Source organism: Pseudomonas sp. NPDC077408, from assembly GCF_050269105.1.
In the GTDB taxonomy this organism is placed as follows: domain Bacteria; phylum Pseudomonadota; class Gammaproteobacteria; order Pseudomonadales; family Pseudomonadaceae; genus Stutzerimonas.
Genome location: NZ_JBNNHS010000015.1, coordinates 24638 through 45215 on the forward strand (window position 1 = coordinate 24638; position 20578 = coordinate 45215).

Consider the following 20578-nt stretch of genomic DNA (forward strand, 5'->3'; position numbering starts at 1 on the left):
AGCAGCTATAGGTTGTCGCCGTCGATACCACCCCGCGGCTTGCTCACTCTGGCACGCCAAGGCAGCTGGCGTCGCAAGCTTCGGATTGCAGTCTTCATCTCGGCCAGGTCGGTCGGCTGACCCGCATAACGGGCCTGTTCGTACAGTCCAGCGAACGCTTGAATCTGGGCGGCAGCACCCGGCAGCCGCGCTGCTGCACGTTGGGCGAAGTCGCGCGCACCCTCGCCTGCCTGCCGCGCCACGCCATGCCGCGCAAGCAATTGTTCGAAGCCCTGAAACTGGCGCAGTTGCGCATCTTGCTCCCGGCGCCAAGGCTTCAGGAGCAGAAGCGCCAGCAGGACAACTAGCAAAGCCCCCGTGACGACCATCAGTAGACCGAGCTTGCGGGAGTCGACTTTGCCGAACAATCCTTGCAGTACTTCCAGCTGACGTTCGCCCTGGTAATTAAGGACCCAGCGCTGCCAGCCGTAATTGAGACTGTCCCAGCCAAAACGCAGGTCGTTCAGCCAGCCAATGTCGCGGTAGCGCCGGAGGTCCATGATGGCGCCTTCGAACAGATCCTGCTCAGCGTCAAGCGCCTCCTCCAGCCCGCGCTCGATCCGTTCCGGCGCAACCTGAAATGTCGGATCCACACTGACCCAACCGCTGCCCGCCTCCCAATATTCAACCCAGGCATGGGCATCAAGTTGACGCACCGACAGGTAGTTGCCCGAAGGGTTGACCTCCCCACCCTGATAGCCAGCGACCACTCGCGCGGGGATACCGGCCGCGCGCAGCACGAAGGTCATCGCGCCTGCATAATGAATGCAAAATCCGTTCAGCGTATCGAAGAGAAAACCGTCGACGATATCCTCACCCACCGGCGAAGGGCGCAGGGTATAGCTGTACGGCTGCTGGTTGAAACGGCTGAGCAGCGCTTGCACCGTTGCCTTGGGCGTCTGATGCGCGCGTCGCAGCTCCGCCGCCCAGGCCCTACTGCGTAAGTTGCCAGTGGACGGCAGTTCCAAAGCCCTTCCCAGAACAGCAGGTCCAGCATTTGGCTCGCGCAGCGCCTCCGGCCAGGAAGTCGCTTGGTACAACAGCGGTTTGTCGACTGGCCGAGGGCGCGCCAGGTGGAAATCGCTCATCAGTCGCACATCGCCCGCGTCGACCTGCGCTACGTCCAATCCATACAACCATGGCCGCCCACTGGGCTGCATGACGATGCTGTATGCAACCGGTGCGCCCCGCGGTGACCATTCTGGGGTCTGCGGAAGCTGCGATTTGAAAGATTGCGACCATCGCCTTCCATCGAAACGCTCAAAGGTTACTGCTCGCCAGTACAGCTGATCCCTATCAGGGATCGGGCCCTCGAAGCTGGCGCGAAATGCCAGGGCACTCGAGCGACTCAGCTCGGCCATATCGCCTGGCGACATGCTGTCAGCCAGACCGGTGACGCCGCGATCCTTCGGTTGAGGCAATGACCAAAGCGGCCCTAGACGCGGAAACAGGACGAACAGCACCAGCATCAGTGGGATCGCCTGCAGGAGCAACGAGCCGGCCAGTCGCAACGTTGGCCAGGGATGAGTGCCCGCAGGGCTCTGCTGTAAGCCGATCATCGCCGCCAGCAGCGCGGTGATTGGCGCCAAGCTATAGATCCCAGCGAGCAGGCCGTCATTGAACAGATAGCTGGTGACCACGGCAAAGAAGCCAAGAAAGATCAGTACCAACGCATCGCGACGACTGCGCATCTCCACCAGTTTGAGAATAAACGCCGCGATCAGCAGCACCACACCTGCATCGAGCCCGATCAGCCCGCCGCGTGAGAAATAAACGCCAAATGCAGCACCCAGCATCATCAGTGCCTTTACCCAGCTCCGTGGGTATGGAGCGCGCATGCGGAAGATCTGCACCCGCCAGATCGCGCAACCCAGCCAGAGGCCGATGATCCACAGTGGCAGATGAGCCAGATGCGGCAGGATGACCAGCACCTGCGCGACCAACAGCCAGACCAGGCCGTTGCGTGGGATAGGCTGCAAGCTGCTCATTGCGGCGCCGCCGATTGCTGGCCGAACAGCGCCAGTGCTCGCAGACAACGGTTCCGGTGCTCAACACCCACAGCGGCCTCGATGGTGGTTTCCGCTATTCGGAGGGCGAAGGGTTGCTGGCGCGACGACAGTTCCACGACCCAGTGACAGAGCAACGACAATCGGGATTCGATATCACCGGCGAGTTCATCGAAATCCAGTAGCGGGTCCTCACCGGACAGCGCAGTGAAATCCTTCACCAGCAAGCCTTGACCGCGGGAATAGGCTTTCCAGTGCAATCGTCTTTTCGAGTCGCCTGGTTGCCAGGGACGCAAGCCCTGGTAATCGTCGATGCCGCTGCCCAGCGCCCGCGAACCTTCACCGTTCTCTTCGTCCAGCCCGACGGCCTGAGGCAGTTCGCCCACGAGTGGGCGTGGGTACACCAGCGCGGCGAGCTGCAAATCCACCCAGCTCCACGCCACGAGAATGCCCAAGGGGAATCTACTCTCAACGCGCAACCGTCCTGGTCGTAGCCAGCCACGGCGCTCGGTGGGCAGGCTAAGCTGCAGTTCACAGGTGGCTGCGGCCGGCACGTCAACCAATTGGAGCCCGCTTTTGGGCCATCCGACCGAGACGGCTTGGTAAAGGCGTCCGCGACTCTCCAGGCGCACCCGCAAACACGCCTGCTCGCCAAGAAAAACCGCCTCCGCCCCTCCTGCCTGCAATTCGAGACCCGCCAGGTTGCGCCAGGTATGCAAAATCGCCACGACAAATACCGAGCCCAGCAAAAACGTCAGGGCATAAGCCAGACTGTTCTCGTAGTTAATCGCGGCAAGCAGCATCAACAGCAGCGCGACGAGGAAGCTCATCCCGACCGCTGTGGGCATGATGAAGATGCGCCGCTGGTTGAGGCGTACGCTAGGGCCCGGAGGGATGCGTTTCAGAAGCCAGCGATCTCGTATCCGTGGTAGCACTCGCATAGCCGCTCCCCGTCAGCCCAGCAGCGGCGGCATCACAGCGCCGGCACTTCGCGCAACAGCCATTGCACCAGCGCGCCGCCGCCATGCCCGGTGGCATCGGCGCGTTCGCGCAACCGATGGCCAACCACCGAGGGCAGCACCGCCTGGACGTCTTCCGGAATCACGTAATCTCGGCCGTCGAGAAAGGCCCAGGCACGGGCTGCCGCCAGCAGCGCCAGGCTGGCGCGAGGTGACAAGCCCCAGGCAAATTGCGGCTGGGTGCGCGTGGCCTCGACCAAGCGCAGGACGTAATCGACCAGAGCATCACTGACGCGAACGGCGCTCACCGTCTGCTGGATAGCAGTGAGCTCGGCGCGATCCAGCTGGGGTTGTAACCGAGTGAGCAAATCACGACGCGAATCGCCGAGCAGCAACGCTTTCTCCGCCGCTTTGGCGGGGTAGCCCAGCGAAAGGCGCATGAGGAAGCGATCCAGCTGGGATTCGGGCAGCGCGAAGGTGCCGCCAGAGCTGACTGGGTTCTGCGTGGCGACCACGAAGAAGGGCTCCGGTAACGGCCGGGTCGCGCCCTCGATCGTCACCTGTCCTTCTTCCATGGCTTCAAGCAGCGCGCTCTGGCTTTTCGGTGTGGCCCGGTTGATCTCGTCAGCCAGCACCAACTCGGCGAAGATCGGTCCAGGGTGGAATACAAACTGACCGCTATCCTTGTCGAAAACAGAGGTACCGAGGATATCGCCGGGCAGCAGGTCGGAAGTGAACTGGATGCGCTGGAAGTCCAGCCCCATGACCTTTGCAAGCGCATGGCTCAAGGTCGTCTTGCCCATGCCGGGTAGGTCCTCGACCAGCAGGTGCCCCCTCGCCAGCAGGCAAGCCATGGCCAATCGCACCTGCGATTGCTTGCCGAGCAGCACTTCATTGACCGCCCGCAGACAGACATCCAATCGGGTGCGCATGCAACTCTCCTTTGTTTTATCCGTCGATCCTACTGACCCGGCCTAGCTCAAGCAAAGCGGTGAAATCCTGGTGTTACGAACTTGTGATATGACGCTTGATCCTGCGTGTGCTGACGTTGTGCCTCATCAGAGATCGAAACGTGCGTCATCACCCAAGCGGTCGAAACGTACGCGCCCACTAGGGTCGCTGCATCTCGAAACGCTCGCGCGTGTAGCTATATGCTGCACCGCCGAGCCTGCCGACTAGATCGAGCCGCGCGGAATCAACACGACCGCGCTCATCTAGCACGCGGTCATCGATATGCGCCAACAACACCTCAGCGAAGATGAGCTGACAATTGGGCGACTCGGAAGGATACGGCAGGATTTGCGCGACACGGCATTCGAAGGCAACGGGTGCACCAGCGACCCGCTGCACCTTCACAAGGCTCGCGGATTCGCTGGCAATCCCGCAGTGTTCAAATTCGCTGATGCCATGAGGCAATGCAGCCGCAGAGGCGTTCATCGCTTCGGCTTGCTCTGCACTGACGAGCTGCACAACGAGCTCCCCCGTTTCGTGCGCGTTGCGGGCGGTGTCTTTCGGCAAGCCGTCCTTGAGTCCGACGTTGATCAGCAGCGTTGGCGGGTTGCTGCTAATCACCTGGAAAAAACTGAAAGGCGCAAGATTGCTGACGCCTGCGGTCGAACACGTCGAGACCCAGGCAATCGGTCGGGGTGTGATGGTGGACGCCAGCCAGCGGTAGGCCTCGACCGGCGCCAGGTTGGAAAAATCGAGCAGCATGCGGATTCCTACTGAGTCGGTCTGGCACTCGGCCAGAACCGATGGATAAGAAGTGGCAGCCGGACGGCTGCCACAGAATCGCAGCGGTATTAGCGGCCTGCGCGGGATTCACGCAGATAGAAGCGCGCCTTCTTGGCCTTCTCGACGCAGCCCTGGTAAGCCTCGAATTGTTGCTGGGTCTTGGCGCCAGTCAGCAGTGCCATCGCCTTGGAATAGCTCACCGTGCCGGCGAACCCTTCCGCCTCGGCCAGGCTCTGCTCTTCCCAAGCGGCGTTCAGCTGAGATGCGCAGCTGTCTCGATAGGCCGTCTTGGCGGCGCAACCGGTAAGGGCAAGTGCCAACAGCGATAGACAGATAATGTTCTTCATCGATACATCCTCTTTTCCGAGACCTGCTCAGTTTTGTTGAACCGCGGCGCGCTCGCGCAAGAATTCCACGACCGCGTCCTGTTCACCTGCGAATTCGATCCGGGCGGCCTTGCTTTCGCGCTGGTAGGCGTACATCGGATCGTAGTACTGCCTTAACAACGTCTCGATCCACTCGCGGTGGAGATCAACCGAGCCGGTACTCGCTTGCTCGGCAAGCGCCTGATTCATGATTGCCGCCAGCCGTGTATAGCATTCACTGCCAAGCCGCCTGCTGATATTGACCAGACTTTGCTGCAAACGCTCGGCAAATGCGTTGAATCCTTCTGCGCCGTACTCAACGGTGAACTCTGCACAGAGGTCGATCACATAATCCTTGAGGATGCGGTCCACCCGTCCATCGAAACTGTCTTCGAGCCAGACCAGCGGATAGTGCTGCATCCCCTGAAATAAGGGCAGCGGAATCGAACAACGACCGACCAGCCGCGCTTCATCCTCCAAAACGAACTGCCTCGCACCCGCTTTCTGCATCTTCAACAAGCGAATCGCCAGGGCGTTCTCGAAGTCGATCTGCACCGGCTGCGGAGTGGCGCGCTTGCCGAAGCTAGAACCGCGATGATTGGCAATGCCTTCCAGATCGATTCCGTCGTCCAGGCGTGCCAGCACCTCGGTTTTACCCGTCCCAGTCATACCGCCGACCAACACGAAATTGTCATGCGCGGCGGCATGCTCAATGGTTTCAAGCAAAAAGTGCCGCATCGCCTTATAGCCACCGGTCACGCGCGGATAGTCGATCCCCGCCTCGGTTTTGAGCCACTGCTGCACCAGCTGTGAACGCAACCCGCCGCGGAAACAGTAGATGTAGCCCTGAGGGTTGTTGCGCGCGAAGTCGGCCCAAGCCTGGATGCGGTCGGCCTTGACTTGACCACTCACCAACCGATGGCCCAGTTCAATCGCCGCTTGTTGCCCATGCTGCTTGTAACAGGTGCCAACCTTCTGCCGCTCAAGATCGTTCATCAGCGGCAGGTTGACCACGCCGGGGAATGCGCCTTTGGCAAATTCCACAGGCGCTCGCGCGTCCATCATCGGTACATCGTTAAGGAACAGCTCAGCAAAGTTATCGGTATCACCACGCATCAACGTACCTCAACGGCATAGGCGCCGGCTTCGATCACTTCACCGATTGGCTTGAGCGTCAGGCCGAGTTCGGCGGCGACCGCGAGGAACTCCGCCTCGCCTTCCGGCGCGACCGCAACCAGCAATCCGCCACTGGTTTGCGGATCGCAAAGCAGCTGTTTCTGCACCTCGTCAATGGCCGCGATGCGGTCGCCATAACTGTCGAAGTTACGGCCGGTGCCACCGGGCACACAGCCTTGTTCGAGGTAGAACTCGACGCCGTCCAGACGCGGCACACAGGCGTAGTCAATGCGCGCGGTCACAGCGCTGCCATCGGCCATTTCAACCAAATGGCCAAGTAGCCCGAAGCCAGTCACATCGGTCATCGCCCGCACGCCGTCAAGCTTGCCGAAGCGGCTGCCGGGCGTGTTGAGCGTGCACATCCAGTCACGCGCCCTGCCGACATCCTCGGGCCGCAACTTGGCCTTTTTCTCCGCAGTGGTGAGGATGCCGATTCCCAATGGCTTGGTCAGATAGAGTTTGCATCCAACCGTGGCCGTGTCGTTGCGCTTCATCTGGCTCTTGTTGACCAGGCCGGTGACCGCTAGACCAAAGATCGGCTCGGGCGCGTCGATTGAATGCCCGCCCGCCAGCGGAATGCCTGCGGCTTCACACACGGCGCGACCGCCTGCGATGACTTCGCGGGCTATTTCCGGCGGCAGCACATTGACGGGCCAGCCAAGGATGGCGATCGCCATCAGCGGGTCCCCGCCCATGGCGTAGATATCACTGATGGCATTGGTCGCGGCGATGCGGCCGAAATCGAAGGGATCATCGACGATCGGCATGAAGAAATCCGTAGTCGATACAACCCCGCGCTCTTCGTCGATGCCATACACCGCAGCATCATCACGCGAGGCATTTCCGACCCACAAACGCGGATCGAGATTCTGTGCCCCGCTGCCGGCGAGGATCACGTCCAGCACCTTGGGTGAAATCTTGCAGCCGCAGCCGGCACCGTGGCTGTATTGGGTGAGGCGGATGGGTTCGCTCATCTGGGAAAGGTCTCGTGATGCTGGCAAAACGGGTGACGATTGTAGCAAGGCTGGTCACCGCATCGCTGCGCCATGGCCGATAGGGCTGCAATGAAGCGGCCGGCTCCTCGGCTTTAGCTTGAAGCTTGCAGCTTGCAGCTCGAAGCTTGAAGCTACAGCCCCATGCCAAAGGGAGAATCACATGGGCAACAAGGTCGCACTGGTATTGGGTTCAGGAGGCGCACGCGGTTATGCGCATATCGGCGTGATCGAAGAACTCGAAACCCGGGGGTACGAGATCACCTGCGTCGCAGGTTGCTCGATGGGTGCAGTCGTAGGCGGTATTTACGCAGCAGGCAAGTTGGAAGAGTACCGCGAATGGATCGAAAGCCTGGATTACTTCGACATGCTGCGATTGGTTGATCCGAGTTTCAGCCTCGGGGCGATACGCGGCGAGAAAATCTTCGGACGGATCCGAGAGATGCTCGGATCGGTCAACATCGAGGATTTGCCGATTCCGTTCACGGCCGTTGCGACCGATCTGACGAACCAGCAGGAAATCTGGTTCCAAGAAGGCAACTTGGAACTGGCCATGCGTGCCTCAGCAGCCATCCCAAGCCTGTTCACGCCGGTCATGCAAGGCAACCGAATGCTGGTCGACGGCGGGATACTCAACCCATTACCAATCGTGCCGGTGGTCTCAAGCCACAGCGACATCATCATCGCCGTCAACCTCAACGCCAATAACCATCGACAATACCCCCTGCCGGAAGTGGTCCGACCAGGACGCTTCGATGCCATGGTCAGCTCGATCAGCTCGCACCTTCCTTTCTGGCGCAGCAAGGGGCTTGAAGAGCATATAGCCGAACTCACCGCTGTCGATGGGCCTGGTGCGAGCCAGCCGCCGGGCGCCCCGTCTGGGCAAAGCGCGCCGAAGTCAGCCGAGGGTTCGATGGTGATCGACGTGGGCGGCCCGGCATCCTTGCTGGAACTCATCAACCAGAGCTTCGAGGTGATGCAATCCTCACTGACGCAATACAAGATTGCCGGCTACCCACCCAACGTGCTGGTCAACATTCCCAAGCGCGCCTGCCGTTTCTACGAGTTTTACAAAGCACCGGAGCTGATCAAGCTGGGGCAGATTATCGCCAGCGACGCGCTTGATAAGTACGAGCGCGAGCAGCTCTAAACAGGGAGCCGACAATCAGCAACAGCCGGCTAGTCGCGGACTGCTGCATCGTTGGATTGATTGCCCGATAGTTTTGCTGGCGTGACGACCCCAGGCACTTCCTTGACCAGCCAGTCTTCCAGGAGGCTGTAGGCAACTGCCAGCAGCGTCGGGCCGAGGAACAGCCCCATGAAACCGAACGCCAGCACGCCACCAAACACGCCAAGCAGCACCACCACCAATGGCAGGTTGCCTCCGCGACTGATCAGGTAGGGTTTCAGCACGTTGTCCACCCCACTGATGATGAACATTCCCCAGATACCCAGGAAGATCGCCATGCCGTACTGTCCCTGCCAGACGAGCCAGAGCGTGGCGGGGCCCCAGACCAAGGGTGGGACCATCAGGAAACTGAAAGCGAACGTCAGCAGACCAAGAATCAGCGCACCGGGTACGCCTGCAATGCTAAAGCCGACATATGCCAGAATCGCCTGAGCAGCAGCAGTGCCGATCACACCGTTGACGACGCGCTGGACTGTCCCTGCCACCAGTTCCAGATAATGATCAGCGCGATCACCGATCAATCGGTGCAGCAAGCTATGGACGAATGCAGCCAGTTTTGGCCCGTCGCGATAGAAAAAGAACACGAGTATCAGGCTGAGCGCGAGTTCCAGCATTCCCCCGCCTACGCGCGCGCTGCGCACCAGCAACCAGTTGCCGACTTGACCGACATAGGGCCGGATCGTCGCGAAAAAGGCCGTCCCTTGCTCGTCCAGCGTGTTCCAGATATTCAACAGGTTGTCGCCGATCAGTGGCAGCTCAGCGAGCCACGCCGGCGGTGCTGGCAGTCCCTGCACTTGCAGGTTGTGCACTAGCACGTTGAACTCGCGGATCTGGTCGGCAATGTTGAATCCGAGCCAGACCAGCGGCACGGCTACCAGCACCATCCAACCCCCGGTCAACAGGGTTGCGGCAAGCGTGGAATTGCCCTTCATCCAACGGGTCAGCACGCGCATGATCGGCCAGCTGGCGAATGCCAGCACCGCTGCCCAGAATAGCGCCGAGGCAAACGGGGCCAGCACCCACACACAGGCACCGAGCAGCACCAGGAGCAGAATCTGCACCAGCAGACGATCGTTGTTAAGCATGGTGTTACCTATGGAGAAGGCGGTGCACTTTGGAGCAAAGTGCACCAGAAGCAGTGGCTATTGCAGTCTGGAATATACCTTCAACGCAACAGCGTCATACGCAGCCCATCCTCGACGGAGGTCTCCGCTTCCATGCGCCGCGCCTTGATTCGTTCCTGTGTAAGCGCTTCATACCAAGCCGCAGCGCCTTTGCCTTTCAGCGAGACCCGTATCGTGCTGTCGAGCCGCAGGACATTGGCCAGCAGCGCGCCCCACTCCGCCGTCGGCTCTTGCGGCAATCGAGGCAGCCAGAGTTCGCCAGTGCTTTTCAACTGACGCAACAGGGTGCCCGGATTTGGCAGGATGATACCGAGCGACTGATCAGGCTCGAACTGCTCCACATGCAGATAAGGACGACCGTTGCCACGGGTTACACCGTATAGCGCCATCAACCGATCCGAATCGCCTGGCAGGCGCGCCAGCAAATAGGCTTGCCTCGCCTCTGGGCCGTACAGCGTCGAGCGATGAAACACCTCGTTAGCCCATAGACTGCTCGATCCGCACTCACGACCCTCACACCAGAAAAGCAGTTCAGCGCCCTCGTTCAACAGACGATTTCGTCCACGCTCGAACGCTTCGATGCCGGTATGGACATCAGGCAGCAGATAGGTAACTGCCGTTAGGTGGCCGCTGGCGGTGATCTGGTCGCTCATTCGCAGCCGCCCGCTGATACGCCGTATCGAATCCAGCGGATAGGTTCGGTCCAGCACGTCCCGCTCTTTGAAGCCTACGATTTCAGATTGCGGGTATCGCGGGAGCAGGTCGAAATCTCTGCTGCCAGGAAGATCCGCCGCATCAGCGGTACCGATAGCCAGGATCAGCGCTGTTATCCATCTAACTCGCATACGACACCTCAATGGGTCACGACCGACGGCGGGGTCTGACCCTTGGAGGTGGCAGTGGTATGGAGGTTGATCATTGCGGTGTTCCCTGCTGAGGCGATAGCCCAGCGTCACCAGTTGGCAAATGCAAGTCAAGCGGGGCTTTGCGACAGATTCTTGCGTAATCCCGTCCTGGCTCGATTCACCCTGCGAAGAACGGGTTGAAAATGGCCGCCACCGCTTCGGCCCCGACTTGATCATCCAAGTGCAGGTGATGGCCGCCGGGCAACCGATGCAGCACGAATGGCAAGGCCTGGGTCAGTTCGAGCATGGCCGGCTGGGTCAGCAAACCTTGCTCCGCCAGCACCAGGCTCGCCGGGCAGGCAACGCCATGCACGAATGCCAACGCGTGGGCACGAGTCAGGCGCATCGACGACGGAAGCATCAAGCGTGCATCAGTGCGCCAGGTATAGCCGCCGGGAACCGGCATCAACCCTCGCTGCGCGAGCCGCTCGGCCGCCTCGTGGCTGACCGCCCCCACGCCTTTCATGCGCGCCGCGACAGCCTGTTCGAAGCTGGCGTAGACCGGCTTTCGCTTGTCGTCGACGACAAGCAATTTTTGCAGCGATTCCCCAAGCTTCTGCGGCGCCGTTTCGGCTTCGCCGGTATAGGGGATCACCCCGTCGATCAGGGCCAGTCGCTCGACCCGATCAGGCATGGCACCGGCCAGCAACACCGACACGATGGCGCCCATCGAGTGCCCCAATAAAGAAAACCGCTTCCAGCCAAACTGTTCGGCCGTCTGCAAGACGTCGTGCGCGTAGTCCCAGATGTTGTACGCCGCCCCAAGCGGTCGATGATCGGAATGCCCGTGCCCTGGCAGGTCTAGCGCAACGATCCGGACGCCCTCAAGCAACGGCGCCAAACGCGAAAAGGTGGCCGCATTGTCCAGCCAGCCGTGCAAAGCAATGACTGGTTGACCGTCCTCCGGACCGTACAGGTGAGCCGCAACCTCGATATGTGGCAGGCTCAGACGGATCTCTTCGAACGTGACACTCATGCGGCACCCCGCCTGTCCAGTTCGGTCCAGCGACCGAACAACTGCCTGAGCAGGGCCGCGGTTTCATGCGGTCGCTCGAGCGGAAACATATGCCCGCCGGGCAAGGTATGCGCCTCGCCGTGCGCAACCAGCCGTAGCAGATAAAGATGATGGGGCAGCACAACTCGGCTCTCACGTCCCCGCACGACAGCCAGCGGCATCTTCAGCGCATGGGGCCAGCCGGGCGTCACATGCGGCACGCTGCGATAGATACGAATTTCAGTCTCCGGGTCGAAGCGCAAACGCACCCCTTGAGCAGTCGGCTCGAGCCCATGCTCGACATACGCATCCAGGCAGGCAGGATCGAAAGCACGAAACAGTGCCTTGCTGGCGAAGTAACGCCGCGCTTCGTCGACGCAACTGAACTGTTCGCGACGACCAAGGGTACGTCCCGCGGGCGTCAGACGATCAATGAAACCAAAGCGTTTACCCGCCCAGATCAAGGTCTGATCCAGCCAGGTCGGCATAGGCGAATCGAGCATGACCACCCCGCGATAAAGCTCCGGGCGTTGCAAGGCGGCGTGATAGTGCAGCATTCCACCAAGCGAATGACCGACTCCCCAGACTGGCTCCTGCAACGCCGCTAGCTGTTCAATCAGCTCCTGCACCAGGTTCTGCCAGTTGTCATCGACCGGGAAGCGCGGGTCATGACCGTGCTGATCGAGGTGGGTGACTGCGTACTCAGGCGTTAGGTCTTCAAACAGCTTGCGATAGGTGGCGGATGGAAAACCGTTGGCGTGAGCGAAAAAAATGCGTTGCATCATGAGTTATGGGCGCTGATGGAGACGACGGTCATTGTCTGGCGCCCCTTCCCTTAACGGCAATCGGCCGAAGCGGCAGAAGCAAAGGCAGTCCTGCCAAATAGAGCGTTTACGACGCCTCGATAGGCTGCGGACTGTTTTCGCCAATCGGCACGACCGCAACAGTCAAACGCGAGATGCAGCTCAGTTTGCCGTCATCCCCGTGCAGCCGTATGTCCCAAACATGGCTGGACCGTCCCAGATGAACCGGACGACAGACCGCGGTGACACGACCGCTGCGTACCGCGCGGATATGGTTGGCGTTCACTTCGAGGCCAACACAATAAAATCGGCTCGGGTCGATACATTGGTAGCTGGCCATCGACCCAACGGTCTCGGCGAGCACTACCGAAGCACCGCCGTGCAGCAACCCATAGGGCTGGTGAGTACGGGAGTCCACGACCATGCTGGCCGTGAGGCAATCCTCTTCGACGGCTTCGAAACGAATATCGAGCAGCTCGACAATGGTGTTCTGACGGTTGGCGTTGAGTTGCTCGAGGCTCGGTGGTCGCTGCCAAATGCTCACATGTCGCTCCTGTCTTTGTTTTATCTGCGGCAAGTCACTTGCAGTTGCAAGCGCAGCATCGATCGTAGCTAGTTGCAGTCAGACTGGATGCCGCAGCGCAACCAGGCGCATCAACCCCGCCGCAACGTGCTCCCCTTCCAATTCGGCCAGGCTGGCGGTTGCCATCGCAATAGGCGCGTCACGGTGACCACTGACCAGCCACCCGCCGAACACACCGACAAAGGGTTGATGGGTGACCAGCAACACATGCTGTTCGCTTCGACGATCGAGATAGAGCAGCGCATCGGCCGGATCAGATTCCGGCGTCAACCAGGGTACGGTTTCTACCGATCCGGTAAAACCGAGCGCCTGCCGGACGATCTCAGCAGTCTGCTGGGCTCGCTGATAGGGACTTGCCAGAATGGCCTGCAGCGGTTGCCCTTGTAGATGCGCGGCGGCGCGCTCCACTTCGACTCGGCCCGCAGCGGTGAGGTTACGCTCGGCATCGGTCCGGTTACGGGGCTCCGCTTCGCCGTGGCGCAACAGCCACAACATCATGGCTGCGGCTCCTGTTTTGGCGGGGCCGGCTGCACAGGAGGCACCGATTCCCTGTCGGCCGGACGCGGTTTCGGCCAATCAGACATCGGCCACGGTTTGCGATCGGTATTGAACGTGCCGAAACGGCCTATCTGCGCCACGTACTGGCTGAGGCTGTCACCCAGCTCCAGCAAGCTGTCATTGGCTTTGCCATTCACCGCCTGCAGCACTAACTGCGCCACGATTACAACCAGCAGAGCCAGTTCGGCCAGCTGCCAGACAAAAAAGAAAATCAGCATCCAGAGTGCGCGCAGAATCAGCGACTCGCGCTCTGCGCTACGTTGTGATGTGTTCATTGGTAGCTCCGTTGTCGTATCAGAAACCGTCGGTGGAAATGAAATCCACGTCGGTCTTCGGTTCACCGCGCATCAGCAGCGCAATCACCTGATCCAGCGTACGCCCCTCATACAGAATGGCATGCAGACCCGCGACCAGTGGCATGTAGACCTGTAGCTCCTCTGCCTTGGACTTCAATACCTTGATGGTATTGACGCCTTCGGCCACTTCACCCAGCCGCGACACAGCCTCATCGAGACTCAACCCCTCACCAAGAGCATGGCCCACCTGAAAGTTGCGACTCTTCGTCGAGGTGCACGTGACGATCAGGTCTCCCACTCCTGCCAGCCCGAGGAACGTCATCGGATTTGCGCCGAGCCTAACAGCAAAGCGAGTCATTTCAGCCAGGGCGCGCGTGATCAGCATACTGCGGGTGTTTTCGCCCATGCCGAGAGCCGCGGCCATACCTGCCATGATCGCGTAAACGTTTTTCAATGCTCCGCCAAGCTCGACGCCAAACCGGTCGGAACTGGCATAGACACGAAAGGTCCGCCCATGCAGCGCCTGCTGCACGCAACGGCAAAGCGCCTCATCGTCGCTGGCGACAACCGTCGCGGTCAGTGCATGCTCGGCTACTTCTCGCGCCAGGTTAGGTCCTGAAATCACCCCGATTCGAGCCTGTGGCGCGATTTCTTCGAGGATCTGGCTCATCAGCATGAAGCCCTGTGCCTCGATGCCTTTCGTAGTGCTGACCAACATCTTCCCCGATAGATGATCAGCGAAAGGTGATAAGGCTTGGCGCAAGGCGCTGGAAGGCAATGCTACGAAGATCAGCTGACACTCAGCCAGCGTCTGCCCTAGATCGGTGACAGGGCAGACGCCTGGCAGCAGCGTCACACCTTTCAGATAGCGCGGATTCTGGCGGTGCGTGCGAATGCTCTCGGCCTGCTCGGCATCGCGCATCCACAATCGGACGCTGTGGCCGTTCTCGGCAAGCAGGTTTGCGATAGCGGTTCCGAAGCTGCCGCCGCCAAGCACCGCAATGGGTTGCTGTTCAGTCATGGGGGATCCGTTTAGGCACCGAGTGCAATGGTCAGCATTATACGTAGCGCTCCGCACGCAACCAGTGCAAACCCTGATGGCAGCTGAATCATCCGATTACAATTTCCAGTCGCGCCGAGCGATCGCGAAAGACCGTTTATCCAGGCTTGCGTGTCAGCATCCTGGGGCGGCATTCCCCAATGGTCTATAAGAGGCAGAACGTCACATGGTCGTTGTCACGGATCAGGAGTGTTAAAGTATCGGCCCGTTTCTACCATGGTCGTCTCGTGGTTGGTCGAAACGAGCGGTACCCATGTCGCTGTGCTGTGACTTTCAGCGCAAGGCGGCAGTCTATGACTAGTCTTATGACCGGACTCGCTTATTCGAGTCGGATGAACGCAGCAAGCCCTCCATAAAGGGACCATTGAGGAATACGCATGACCAAACAACAGGCCTTTACTCGGGAAGATCTGCTCCGTTGCAGCCGCGGCGAGCTGTTCGGCCCCGGTAATGCGCAACTGCCCGCGCCGAACATGCTAATGGTTGACCGCATCGTTCATATCAGCGAAGTCGGCGGCAAGTACGGCAAGGGCGAGCTGGTTGCAGAGCTGGATATCAACCCTGATCTCTGGTTCTTTGCCTGCCACTTCGAAGGTGACCCGGTCATGCCTGGCTGCCTGGGCCTCGATGCCATGTGGCAGCTGGTCGGCTTCTATCTGGGCTGGCAGGGCAACCCGGGCCGTGGTCGTGCGCTGGGTTCTGGCGAGGTCAAATTCTTCGGTCAGGTCCTGCCGACCGCCAAGAAGGTTACCTATAACATCCATATCAAACGCACCATCAGCCGCTCTCTTGTCCTCGGTATCGCCGATGGCACCGTCAGCGTGGATGGTCGCGAGATTTACAGTGCCGAAGGTTTGCGTGTCGGCCTGTTTACATCTACTGATAGCTTCTGAAGGACTTCCGCATGCGTCGCGTCGTAATCACCGGCCTGGGTATCGTTTCCTGCCTCGGCAATGACAAAGACACCGTTTCCGCCAACCTACGGGCCAGTCGCCCCGGCATTCGCTTCAATCAGGCCTATGCCGATATGGGCCTGCGTAGCCAGGTCTCCGGCTCGGTTGACCTGAACCTCGAAGAGCTGATCGACCGCAAGGTTCTGCGCTTCATGGGCGATGCGGCAGCTTACGCCTATCTGGCGATGCAACAGGCCCTGGAAGACTCAGGCCTCAGCGCCGAGGAGATTTCCAACCCGCGCATCGGCCTCATTGCAGGATCCGGTGGCGCCTCTACCATCAATCAGATGGAAGCCATCGACATCCTTCGCGAGAAGGGCGTCAAGCGCATCGGGCCATACCGTGTACCCCGCACCATGAGCAGCACGGTTTCCGCTTGCCTGGCGACGCCGTTCCGCATCAAGGGCATCAACTACTCCATCGCCTCGGCGTGCGCCACCAGCGCGCACTGCATCGGCCATGCGATGGAACAGATCCAAATGGGCAAGCAGGACGTCGTCTTTGCCGGCGGCGGAGAGGAAGAGCACTGGAGCCAGAGCTGCCTGTTCGATGCCATGGGCGCCCTCTCCAGCCAGTACAACGAGACGCCGGAAAAGGCCTCGCGCGCCTATGATGCCAAGCGTGACGGCTTCGTCATCGCGGGTGGTGGCGGCATGGTGGTAGTCGAAGAGCTGGAGCATGCGCTCAAGCGCGGCGCTAAAATCTACGCGGAAATTGTCGGCTACGGCGCTACCTCCGATGGCTACGACATGGTCGCGCCGAGCGGCGAAGGCGCGCTGCGCTGCATGCAGCAGGCGATGGCCACGGTTGAAGGTGATGTCGATTACCTGAACACCCATGGCACCTCCACTCCGGTGGGCGACGTCGCTGAGAGCAAGGCCGTACGCAACATGTTCGGTGACAAGATCCCAGCCATCAGCTCGACCAAGAGCCTATCAGGTCACTCATTGGGCGCCGCAGGTGTTCATGAAGCGATCTATTGCATGCTGATGATGCAGGGCAACTTCATTGCCGGCTCGGCCAACATCGAAGAGCTCGATGCAGAAGTCGCTGACCTGCCGATCGTTCGCGAAACCCGCGAAGATGCCAAGATCGACACCGTCATGAGTAACAGCTTTGGCTTCGGTGGCACCAACGCAACGTTGGTACTGAAGCGCTGGAAAGGCTGATCAGCACAGCTAGTAAACGACAACGGCGCCTCAGGGCGCCGTTGTTGTTTGTGGATGTTTATATGTCGTCATCATCAGATCGCGTGACCGGACCGGAACGCGACCTGGACGAAAGCAGTAGATCAGGAGGCCTGCACCTGTCCTTCCACATCTCCATGCGCTATGCATGATGCTGCTGTAAAGAGCGCATCCGTCGAGGAGTTCAGCGCCGTCTCGGCCGAATCCTGAATTACTCCGATGATGAATCCGACTGCGACGACTTGCATCGCCAAATCGTTGGAAATCCCAAACAGGCTGCAAGCCAGCGGAATCAGCAACAGCGAACCGCCAGCGACACCAGAGGCACCGCAGGCACAAACCGCCGCAAGCAGACTGAGCAGGATCGCCGTCGGGATATCCACAACGATGCCCAGCGTGTTCACGGCTGCCAATGTCAGCACTGTAACGGTAATAGCCGCCCCACCCATATTGATGGTCGCACCAAGCGGGATCGAAACCGAGTAGGTGTCCTTATGCAGCCCGAGCCGCTCGCACAACTGCATGTTCACCGGGATGTTGGCTGCTGAGCTGCGGGTAAAGAACGCAGTGATACCGCTCTCCCGCAGGCAGGTGAACACCAGCGGGTAAGGGTTGCGGCGAATCTGCCAGAACACGATCAAGGGGTTAACCACCAGCGCCATGAACAGCATGCTGCCCACCAGCACCATTAGGAGCTGCAGGTAACCGACCAGCGCGGCAAAGCCGGACTCGGCTAAGGTCCCGGCTACCAGACCAAAGATACCCAGCGGAGCAAACCCGATGACGACCTTGACGATCAAGGTAACGCCTTCCGAGACATCGGCGATTAGATCGCGAGTGCTCTCACGCGCATGCCTAAACGCAAACCCAAGTCCAATCGCCCACGCCAGGATGCCGATGAAGTTACCTTCGATCAGCGCATGGACCGGATTATCCACGACGTTGAACAGCAACGTCTGCAAAACAGCCGCGACACCTGCTGGCGGTACGACGTCATTTGCCTGGCTGACCAACGTCAGGCTGGTCGGAAACATGAAGCTGGCGATAACGGCAACGGCTGCCGCACTGACCGTGCCCAACGCATAAAGCATCAGAATCGGACGAATGTGCGTCGGCTGTCCGCGCTTGTGATTGGCCAGCGACGCAGTGACCAGAACGAACACCAATACCGGCGCAACCGCCTTCAATCCTGCGACGAACAGACTTCCCAGCAAACTGACTGACGCTGCGGCCTCGGGCCACAGCCAGGCCAGAAGACAGCCAGCAACAAGCCCGACCACAATCTGCGTGACCAGACCGATACGGTTATAAGCTCGAATTAGAGGAGATGAGGGATTGGACATAGCGAAGTCTCGGCGTAGACGGCTGGATCAGGCGAGGCCCATCGCCCTGAAAGCGACAGCCGAAGCCCTGCGAAAAACGCCGGATGGTACGCATCTCCACCCGTTCTGCCCAGCTTTGGGGCAAAACGGATGGACTGACGCCTTGTAGCACAGTGCAGAACATGAAGCCCCTTGCGGGGCGTCGCCGAAACAAAGCGGGTCAGATAGGAAGTCGCGCTACCCGCTCGTTAAGATTAATCCCAGCGATGCCCGTACCTGGCTCGCCGCGCTGGCCTGAATAGCACCCAAAGATGGCTAAAGAGACAGGTCACGAATCTTGATCAATTAGCAGGAACGGACACCTCGAAATCCTGGTGTCGAGAAGGGGCGAATCAGGGGTGACGCCGGACGAGCGGCCATGGAGCCAACCCGACGCTACGCCCGTGTTTACCGCACCTCCGCCTGCCGCTTACGCGGAAGTACAGCGAGAAAATTGTCACGCGCCACTTTGCGTGCCACGGCCTCGGGCAACGCATCGAGGAAAGGATCAAATGCGCGCATCGCCTCCCCCAAACCTTCGAAGCGCCCCACCACATCGGAACCAATCATGAAGCGCGTAGGATGCCGCTCGACCAAGGCCACCCACTCGGGATCGGGTCCGCCTGCGCTATCCAGCAGATACGGACGAAGCATGGTCCATGACAAATCGACGTATAAATTCGGATAGTCATCGAGCAGGCGTTTGACGGTAGGTAGCAGGAAGTCCAGCTTCTTCTGGTGACGATGCAGCTCCTTGCTGGTACCAGCATGCGCCCAGATAAAGCGCGTATGCGGGTGGTTACGCAGCGGCTCTTCCAGTTCAGCCAGATAGAGCGGATTGCGCTCGCGCTTGGAGGTGATGTTTGAGTGCAGCATGACCGGCAGATCGAACTCGGCTGCCAGGTGGTAGACCCGCGTTAACGCTTCGTTGTTGGCACGGGGCGTATCGCCCTGAGTCAGAGCCGTCACATCATCATGCCGCGTGAAGATCTCACCAAGTCCCTGCCATAGACCTGGATCCATATCGAGCATCCGACGGATATGCGCATCGGCGTTCTTGTCATTCGGATTGAAGCCCGACAGAAACGGATGGAAGCGCTTGCGCTGCTCTTCGTCTAACTCCTTAAGTGCCGCAGCGACCACCACATCGGTCGCACTGTACCAGTAGACGGCCGCGTCATCGCCCGCGTAGTAGCGAGGGCGTTTGGGCTCATTCTCATGCCATTTCTTAGCAACCGGTATGCCGCTGATCATCACGTGATCGATATCGCCCTTGTCCATGGCCTTAAGCAGCTGGTCCATGCCAGCGCTTTCCTGAAAAAAGTCGACGAAGTGCAGATGGGCGTCGCTGTAGTGGTAGTCCCGTGCCTGTACCGGTGCGGCCGAGACAACCAGGCAAAACGCGGCGAGACAGTTTCGTATGTTGAGCAACCGATGTCCTCCTGATGGCACGCAGATAGACCGTCCCGTCGCTTGGCGGTTCATAACGCGGTGACGCTGTTACAAGCGAGCCGCGCTTTTAGCCTGATTTACCCTGGTTCTTTCAGCAAACGCAGCTGAACGAAAAAGGCCCGTCAGTGACGTAATGCTGTTCACTTAAGCATTTGAGTCCAGGCCGGGGCTTCTAGAAAATCCGATACCAGTCCTCTGGTATCGGATTTTTTATGCCCATTCAGCAGCAATTGCTCGACCTCGGTGATCTCTTCAATTTCTCTGATCTGAGTACCTTCACCCAGAACATTGCTGTTGAGTGGGTCGCCAGTGCGCTGAACCTTTCAGCGCAAGCCACCATAAGGCGTCGTCGCCTACCAAGCGATCAGGTGCTTTGGTTGGTGCTGGGCATGGCCCTGTTCCGAAATGAGCCCGTACATGAGGTAGCCAGACGTCTGAATATCTGCGCTCAAGGCTTGGCCTCCGATCAGTTGCTGGCGCGAAGCGGCGTGACTGAAGCGCGTAAGCGACTGGGGGCTGATCCGGTCGAATCGTTGTTTCGTCAGACGGGTAAACAATGGGGCTGCGAGCGATACGAAGGCGACGACTGGAATGGTTTACAGGTGTTCGCAGTCGATGGTGCATTACTGCGAACCCCCGATACACCTGAGCTAAGAGAACATTTTGGCTCTGGCAACACGGGCACTGGACGCCAGACGCCTTTTCCAATGATGCGGCTCGTCGCCTTGATGAACGTGCGTTCCCACGTGATCCTCGATGCCCAGCTCAGCCCCTACCGGGGCAGCGAAATGCGCTTGGCCGAAACCTTCCTAGGCCAGATTCCGGACAATTCGATCACGCTA

Annotated in this window: 21 protein-coding genes; 4 read left to right on the forward strand and 17 right to left on the reverse strand. The window is 59.7% G+C overall.

Annotated features, from left to right (window positions below; all coding sequences use genetic code 11):
• Nucleotides 1–5: 5 nt before the first annotated feature.
• The 7 genes from ACQKEK_RS22450 to selD all read right to left on the reverse strand — a co-directional run bounded on the left by ACQKEK_RS22450 (nucleotide 6) and on the right by selD (nucleotide 7253).
• Nucleotides 6–2027, reverse strand: a complete 2022-nt coding sequence (locus ACQKEK_RS22450) for a transglutaminase TgpA family protein (protein ID WP_499144408.1) — start codon at nucleotides 2025–2027, stop codon at nucleotides 6–8.
• Entirely contained in the window at nucleotides 2024–2986 is a 963-nt protein-coding gene (locus ACQKEK_RS22455) for a DUF58 domain-containing protein (protein ID WP_499144409.1), read from the reverse strand. The genes ACQKEK_RS22450 and ACQKEK_RS22455 overlap by 4 nt, the downstream gene beginning before the upstream one ends.
• 32 nt (nucleotides 2987–3018) lie before the next feature.
• On the reverse strand, nucleotides 3019–3936 hold the full coding sequence (locus ACQKEK_RS22460; RefSeq protein ID WP_499144410.1) for an AAA family ATPase: 918 nt from the start codon (nucleotides 3934–3936) through the stop codon (nucleotides 3019–3021).
• A gap of 178 nt (nucleotides 3937–4114) precedes the next feature.
• Nucleotides 4115–4717: a flavin reductase family protein gene (locus ACQKEK_RS22465; RefSeq protein ID WP_127839525.1), complete on the reverse strand. Its 603-nt coding sequence runs from the start codon at nucleotides 4715–4717 to the stop codon at nucleotides 4115–4117.
• Nucleotides 4718–4806: 89 nt separating this feature from the next.
• Entirely contained in the window at nucleotides 4807–5085 is a 279-nt protein-coding gene (locus tag ACQKEK_RS22470; RefSeq protein WP_045426380.1) for a hypothetical protein, read from the reverse strand.
• Between the two features lie 27 nt (nucleotides 5086–5112).
• Complete coding sequence (mnmH, locus tag ACQKEK_RS22475) at nucleotides 5113–6219, reverse strand: tRNA 2-selenouridine(34) synthase MnmH (RefSeq protein WP_499144411.1); 1107 nt, start codon at nucleotides 6217–6219, stop codon at nucleotides 5113–5115.
• Nucleotides 6219–7253 (reverse strand): selenide, water dikinase SelD, encoded by a 1035-nt coding sequence (selD, locus tag ACQKEK_RS22480; RefSeq protein WP_463286199.1) that lies wholly within the window; start codon nucleotides 7251–7253, stop codon nucleotides 6219–6221. Before selD ends, mnmH begins: the two co-directional genes overlap by 1 nt.
• A gap of 181 nt (nucleotides 7254–7434) precedes the next feature.
• On the opposite strand from selD, the gene ACQKEK_RS22485 reads away from it, so the two are divergent.
• Nucleotides 7435–8421, forward strand: a complete 987-nt coding sequence (locus ACQKEK_RS22485) for a patatin-like phospholipase family protein (protein WP_128121162.1) — start codon at nucleotides 7435–7437, stop codon at nucleotides 8419–8421.
• 29 nt (nucleotides 8422–8450) lie between these two features.
• Here the strand turns inward: ACQKEK_RS22485 and ACQKEK_RS22490 are convergent, their stop codons facing one another.
• The 8 genes from ACQKEK_RS22490 to ACQKEK_RS22525 all read right to left on the reverse strand — a co-directional run bounded on the left by ACQKEK_RS22490 (nucleotide 8451) and on the right by ACQKEK_RS22525 (nucleotide 14744).
• Nucleotides 8451–9545: an AI-2E family transporter gene (locus tag ACQKEK_RS22490; RefSeq protein ID WP_128121161.1), complete on the reverse strand. Its 1095-nt coding sequence runs from the start codon at nucleotides 9543–9545 to the stop codon at nucleotides 8451–8453.
• A gap of 80 nt (nucleotides 9546–9625) precedes the next feature.
• A complete protein-coding gene (locus tag ACQKEK_RS22495; RefSeq protein ID WP_499144412.1) occupies nucleotides 9626–10429 on the reverse strand; it encodes a DUF4892 domain-containing protein in 804 nt (267 codons plus the stop codon).
• A 178-nt stretch (nucleotides 10430–10607) separates the two neighbouring features.
• Nucleotides 10608–11465 (reverse strand): alpha/beta hydrolase, encoded by an 858-nt coding sequence (locus tag ACQKEK_RS22500; protein WP_499144413.1) that lies wholly within the window; start codon nucleotides 11463–11465, stop codon nucleotides 10608–10610.
• The gene (locus ACQKEK_RS22505; RefSeq protein WP_128121158.1) at nucleotides 11462–12268 is read right to left on the reverse strand and encodes an alpha/beta fold hydrolase; all 807 of its coding nucleotides are present in this window, start codon (nucleotides 12266–12268) and stop codon (nucleotides 11462–11464) included. The genes ACQKEK_RS22500 and ACQKEK_RS22505 overlap by 4 nt, the downstream gene beginning before the upstream one ends.
• A 106-nt stretch (nucleotides 12269–12374) precedes the next feature.
• Nucleotides 12375–12830 (reverse strand): hotdog fold thioesterase, encoded by a 456-nt coding sequence (locus tag ACQKEK_RS22510; protein ID WP_499144414.1) that lies wholly within the window; start codon nucleotides 12828–12830, stop codon nucleotides 12375–12377.
• A 78-nt stretch (nucleotides 12831–12908) separates the two neighbouring features.
• Nucleotides 12909–13367, reverse strand: coding sequence for a phosphohistidine phosphatase SixA (gene sixA / locus ACQKEK_RS22515; protein WP_128121156.1), 459 nt, complete (start codon nucleotides 13365–13367; stop codon nucleotides 12909–12911).
• Nucleotides 13364–13702 carry a DUF4389 domain-containing protein gene (locus ACQKEK_RS22520; RefSeq protein ID WP_128121155.1) on the reverse strand — a complete coding sequence of 113 codons (339 nt, stop codon included), beginning with the start codon at nucleotides 13700–13702 and terminating at the stop codon, nucleotides 13364–13366. The genes sixA and ACQKEK_RS22520 overlap by 4 nt, the downstream gene beginning before the upstream one ends.
• 19 nt (nucleotides 13703–13721) lie before the next feature.
• On the reverse strand, nucleotides 13722–14744 hold the full coding sequence (locus tag ACQKEK_RS22525; RefSeq protein ID WP_499144415.1) for an NAD(P)H-dependent glycerol-3-phosphate dehydrogenase: 1023 nt from the start codon (nucleotides 14742–14744) through the stop codon (nucleotides 13722–13724).
• 416 nt (nucleotides 14745–15160) lie between these two features.
• Here ACQKEK_RS22525 and fabA point away from each other — a divergent pair, with 416 nt between their 5' ends.
• The gene (fabA, locus tag ACQKEK_RS22530) at nucleotides 15161–15676 is read left to right on the forward strand and encodes a 3-hydroxyacyl-[acyl-carrier-protein] dehydratase FabA (RefSeq protein ID WP_045426348.1); all 516 of its coding nucleotides are present in this window, start codon (nucleotides 15161–15163) and stop codon (nucleotides 15674–15676) included.
• A gap of 11 nt (nucleotides 15677–15687) precedes the next feature.
• The gene (gene fabB, locus ACQKEK_RS22535) at nucleotides 15688–16905 is read left to right on the forward strand and encodes a beta-ketoacyl-ACP synthase I (RefSeq protein ID WP_499144416.1); all 1218 of its coding nucleotides are present in this window, start codon (nucleotides 15688–15690) and stop codon (nucleotides 16903–16905) included.
• A 122-nt stretch (nucleotides 16906–17027) separates the two neighbouring features.
• On the opposite strand, the gene sstT is transcribed toward fabB, so the two are convergent.
• Nucleotides 17028–18266, reverse strand: a complete 1239-nt coding sequence (gene sstT / locus ACQKEK_RS22540) for a serine/threonine transporter SstT (RefSeq protein ID WP_128121152.1) — start codon at nucleotides 18264–18266, stop codon at nucleotides 17028–17030.
• 426 nt (nucleotides 18267–18692) lie between these two features.
• Nucleotides 18693–19679: an amidohydrolase family protein gene (locus tag ACQKEK_RS22545; RefSeq protein ID WP_499144417.1), complete on the reverse strand. Its 987-nt coding sequence runs from the start codon at nucleotides 19677–19679 to the stop codon at nucleotides 18693–18695.
• A gap of 275 nt (nucleotides 19680–19954) precedes the next feature.
• On the opposite strand from ACQKEK_RS22545, the gene ACQKEK_RS22550 reads away from it, so the two are divergent.
• Nucleotides 19955–20578, forward strand: a 624-nt coding sequence (locus tag ACQKEK_RS22550) for an IS4 family transposase (protein ID WP_499167704.1), incomplete at its 3' end; no start/stop codon positions are given.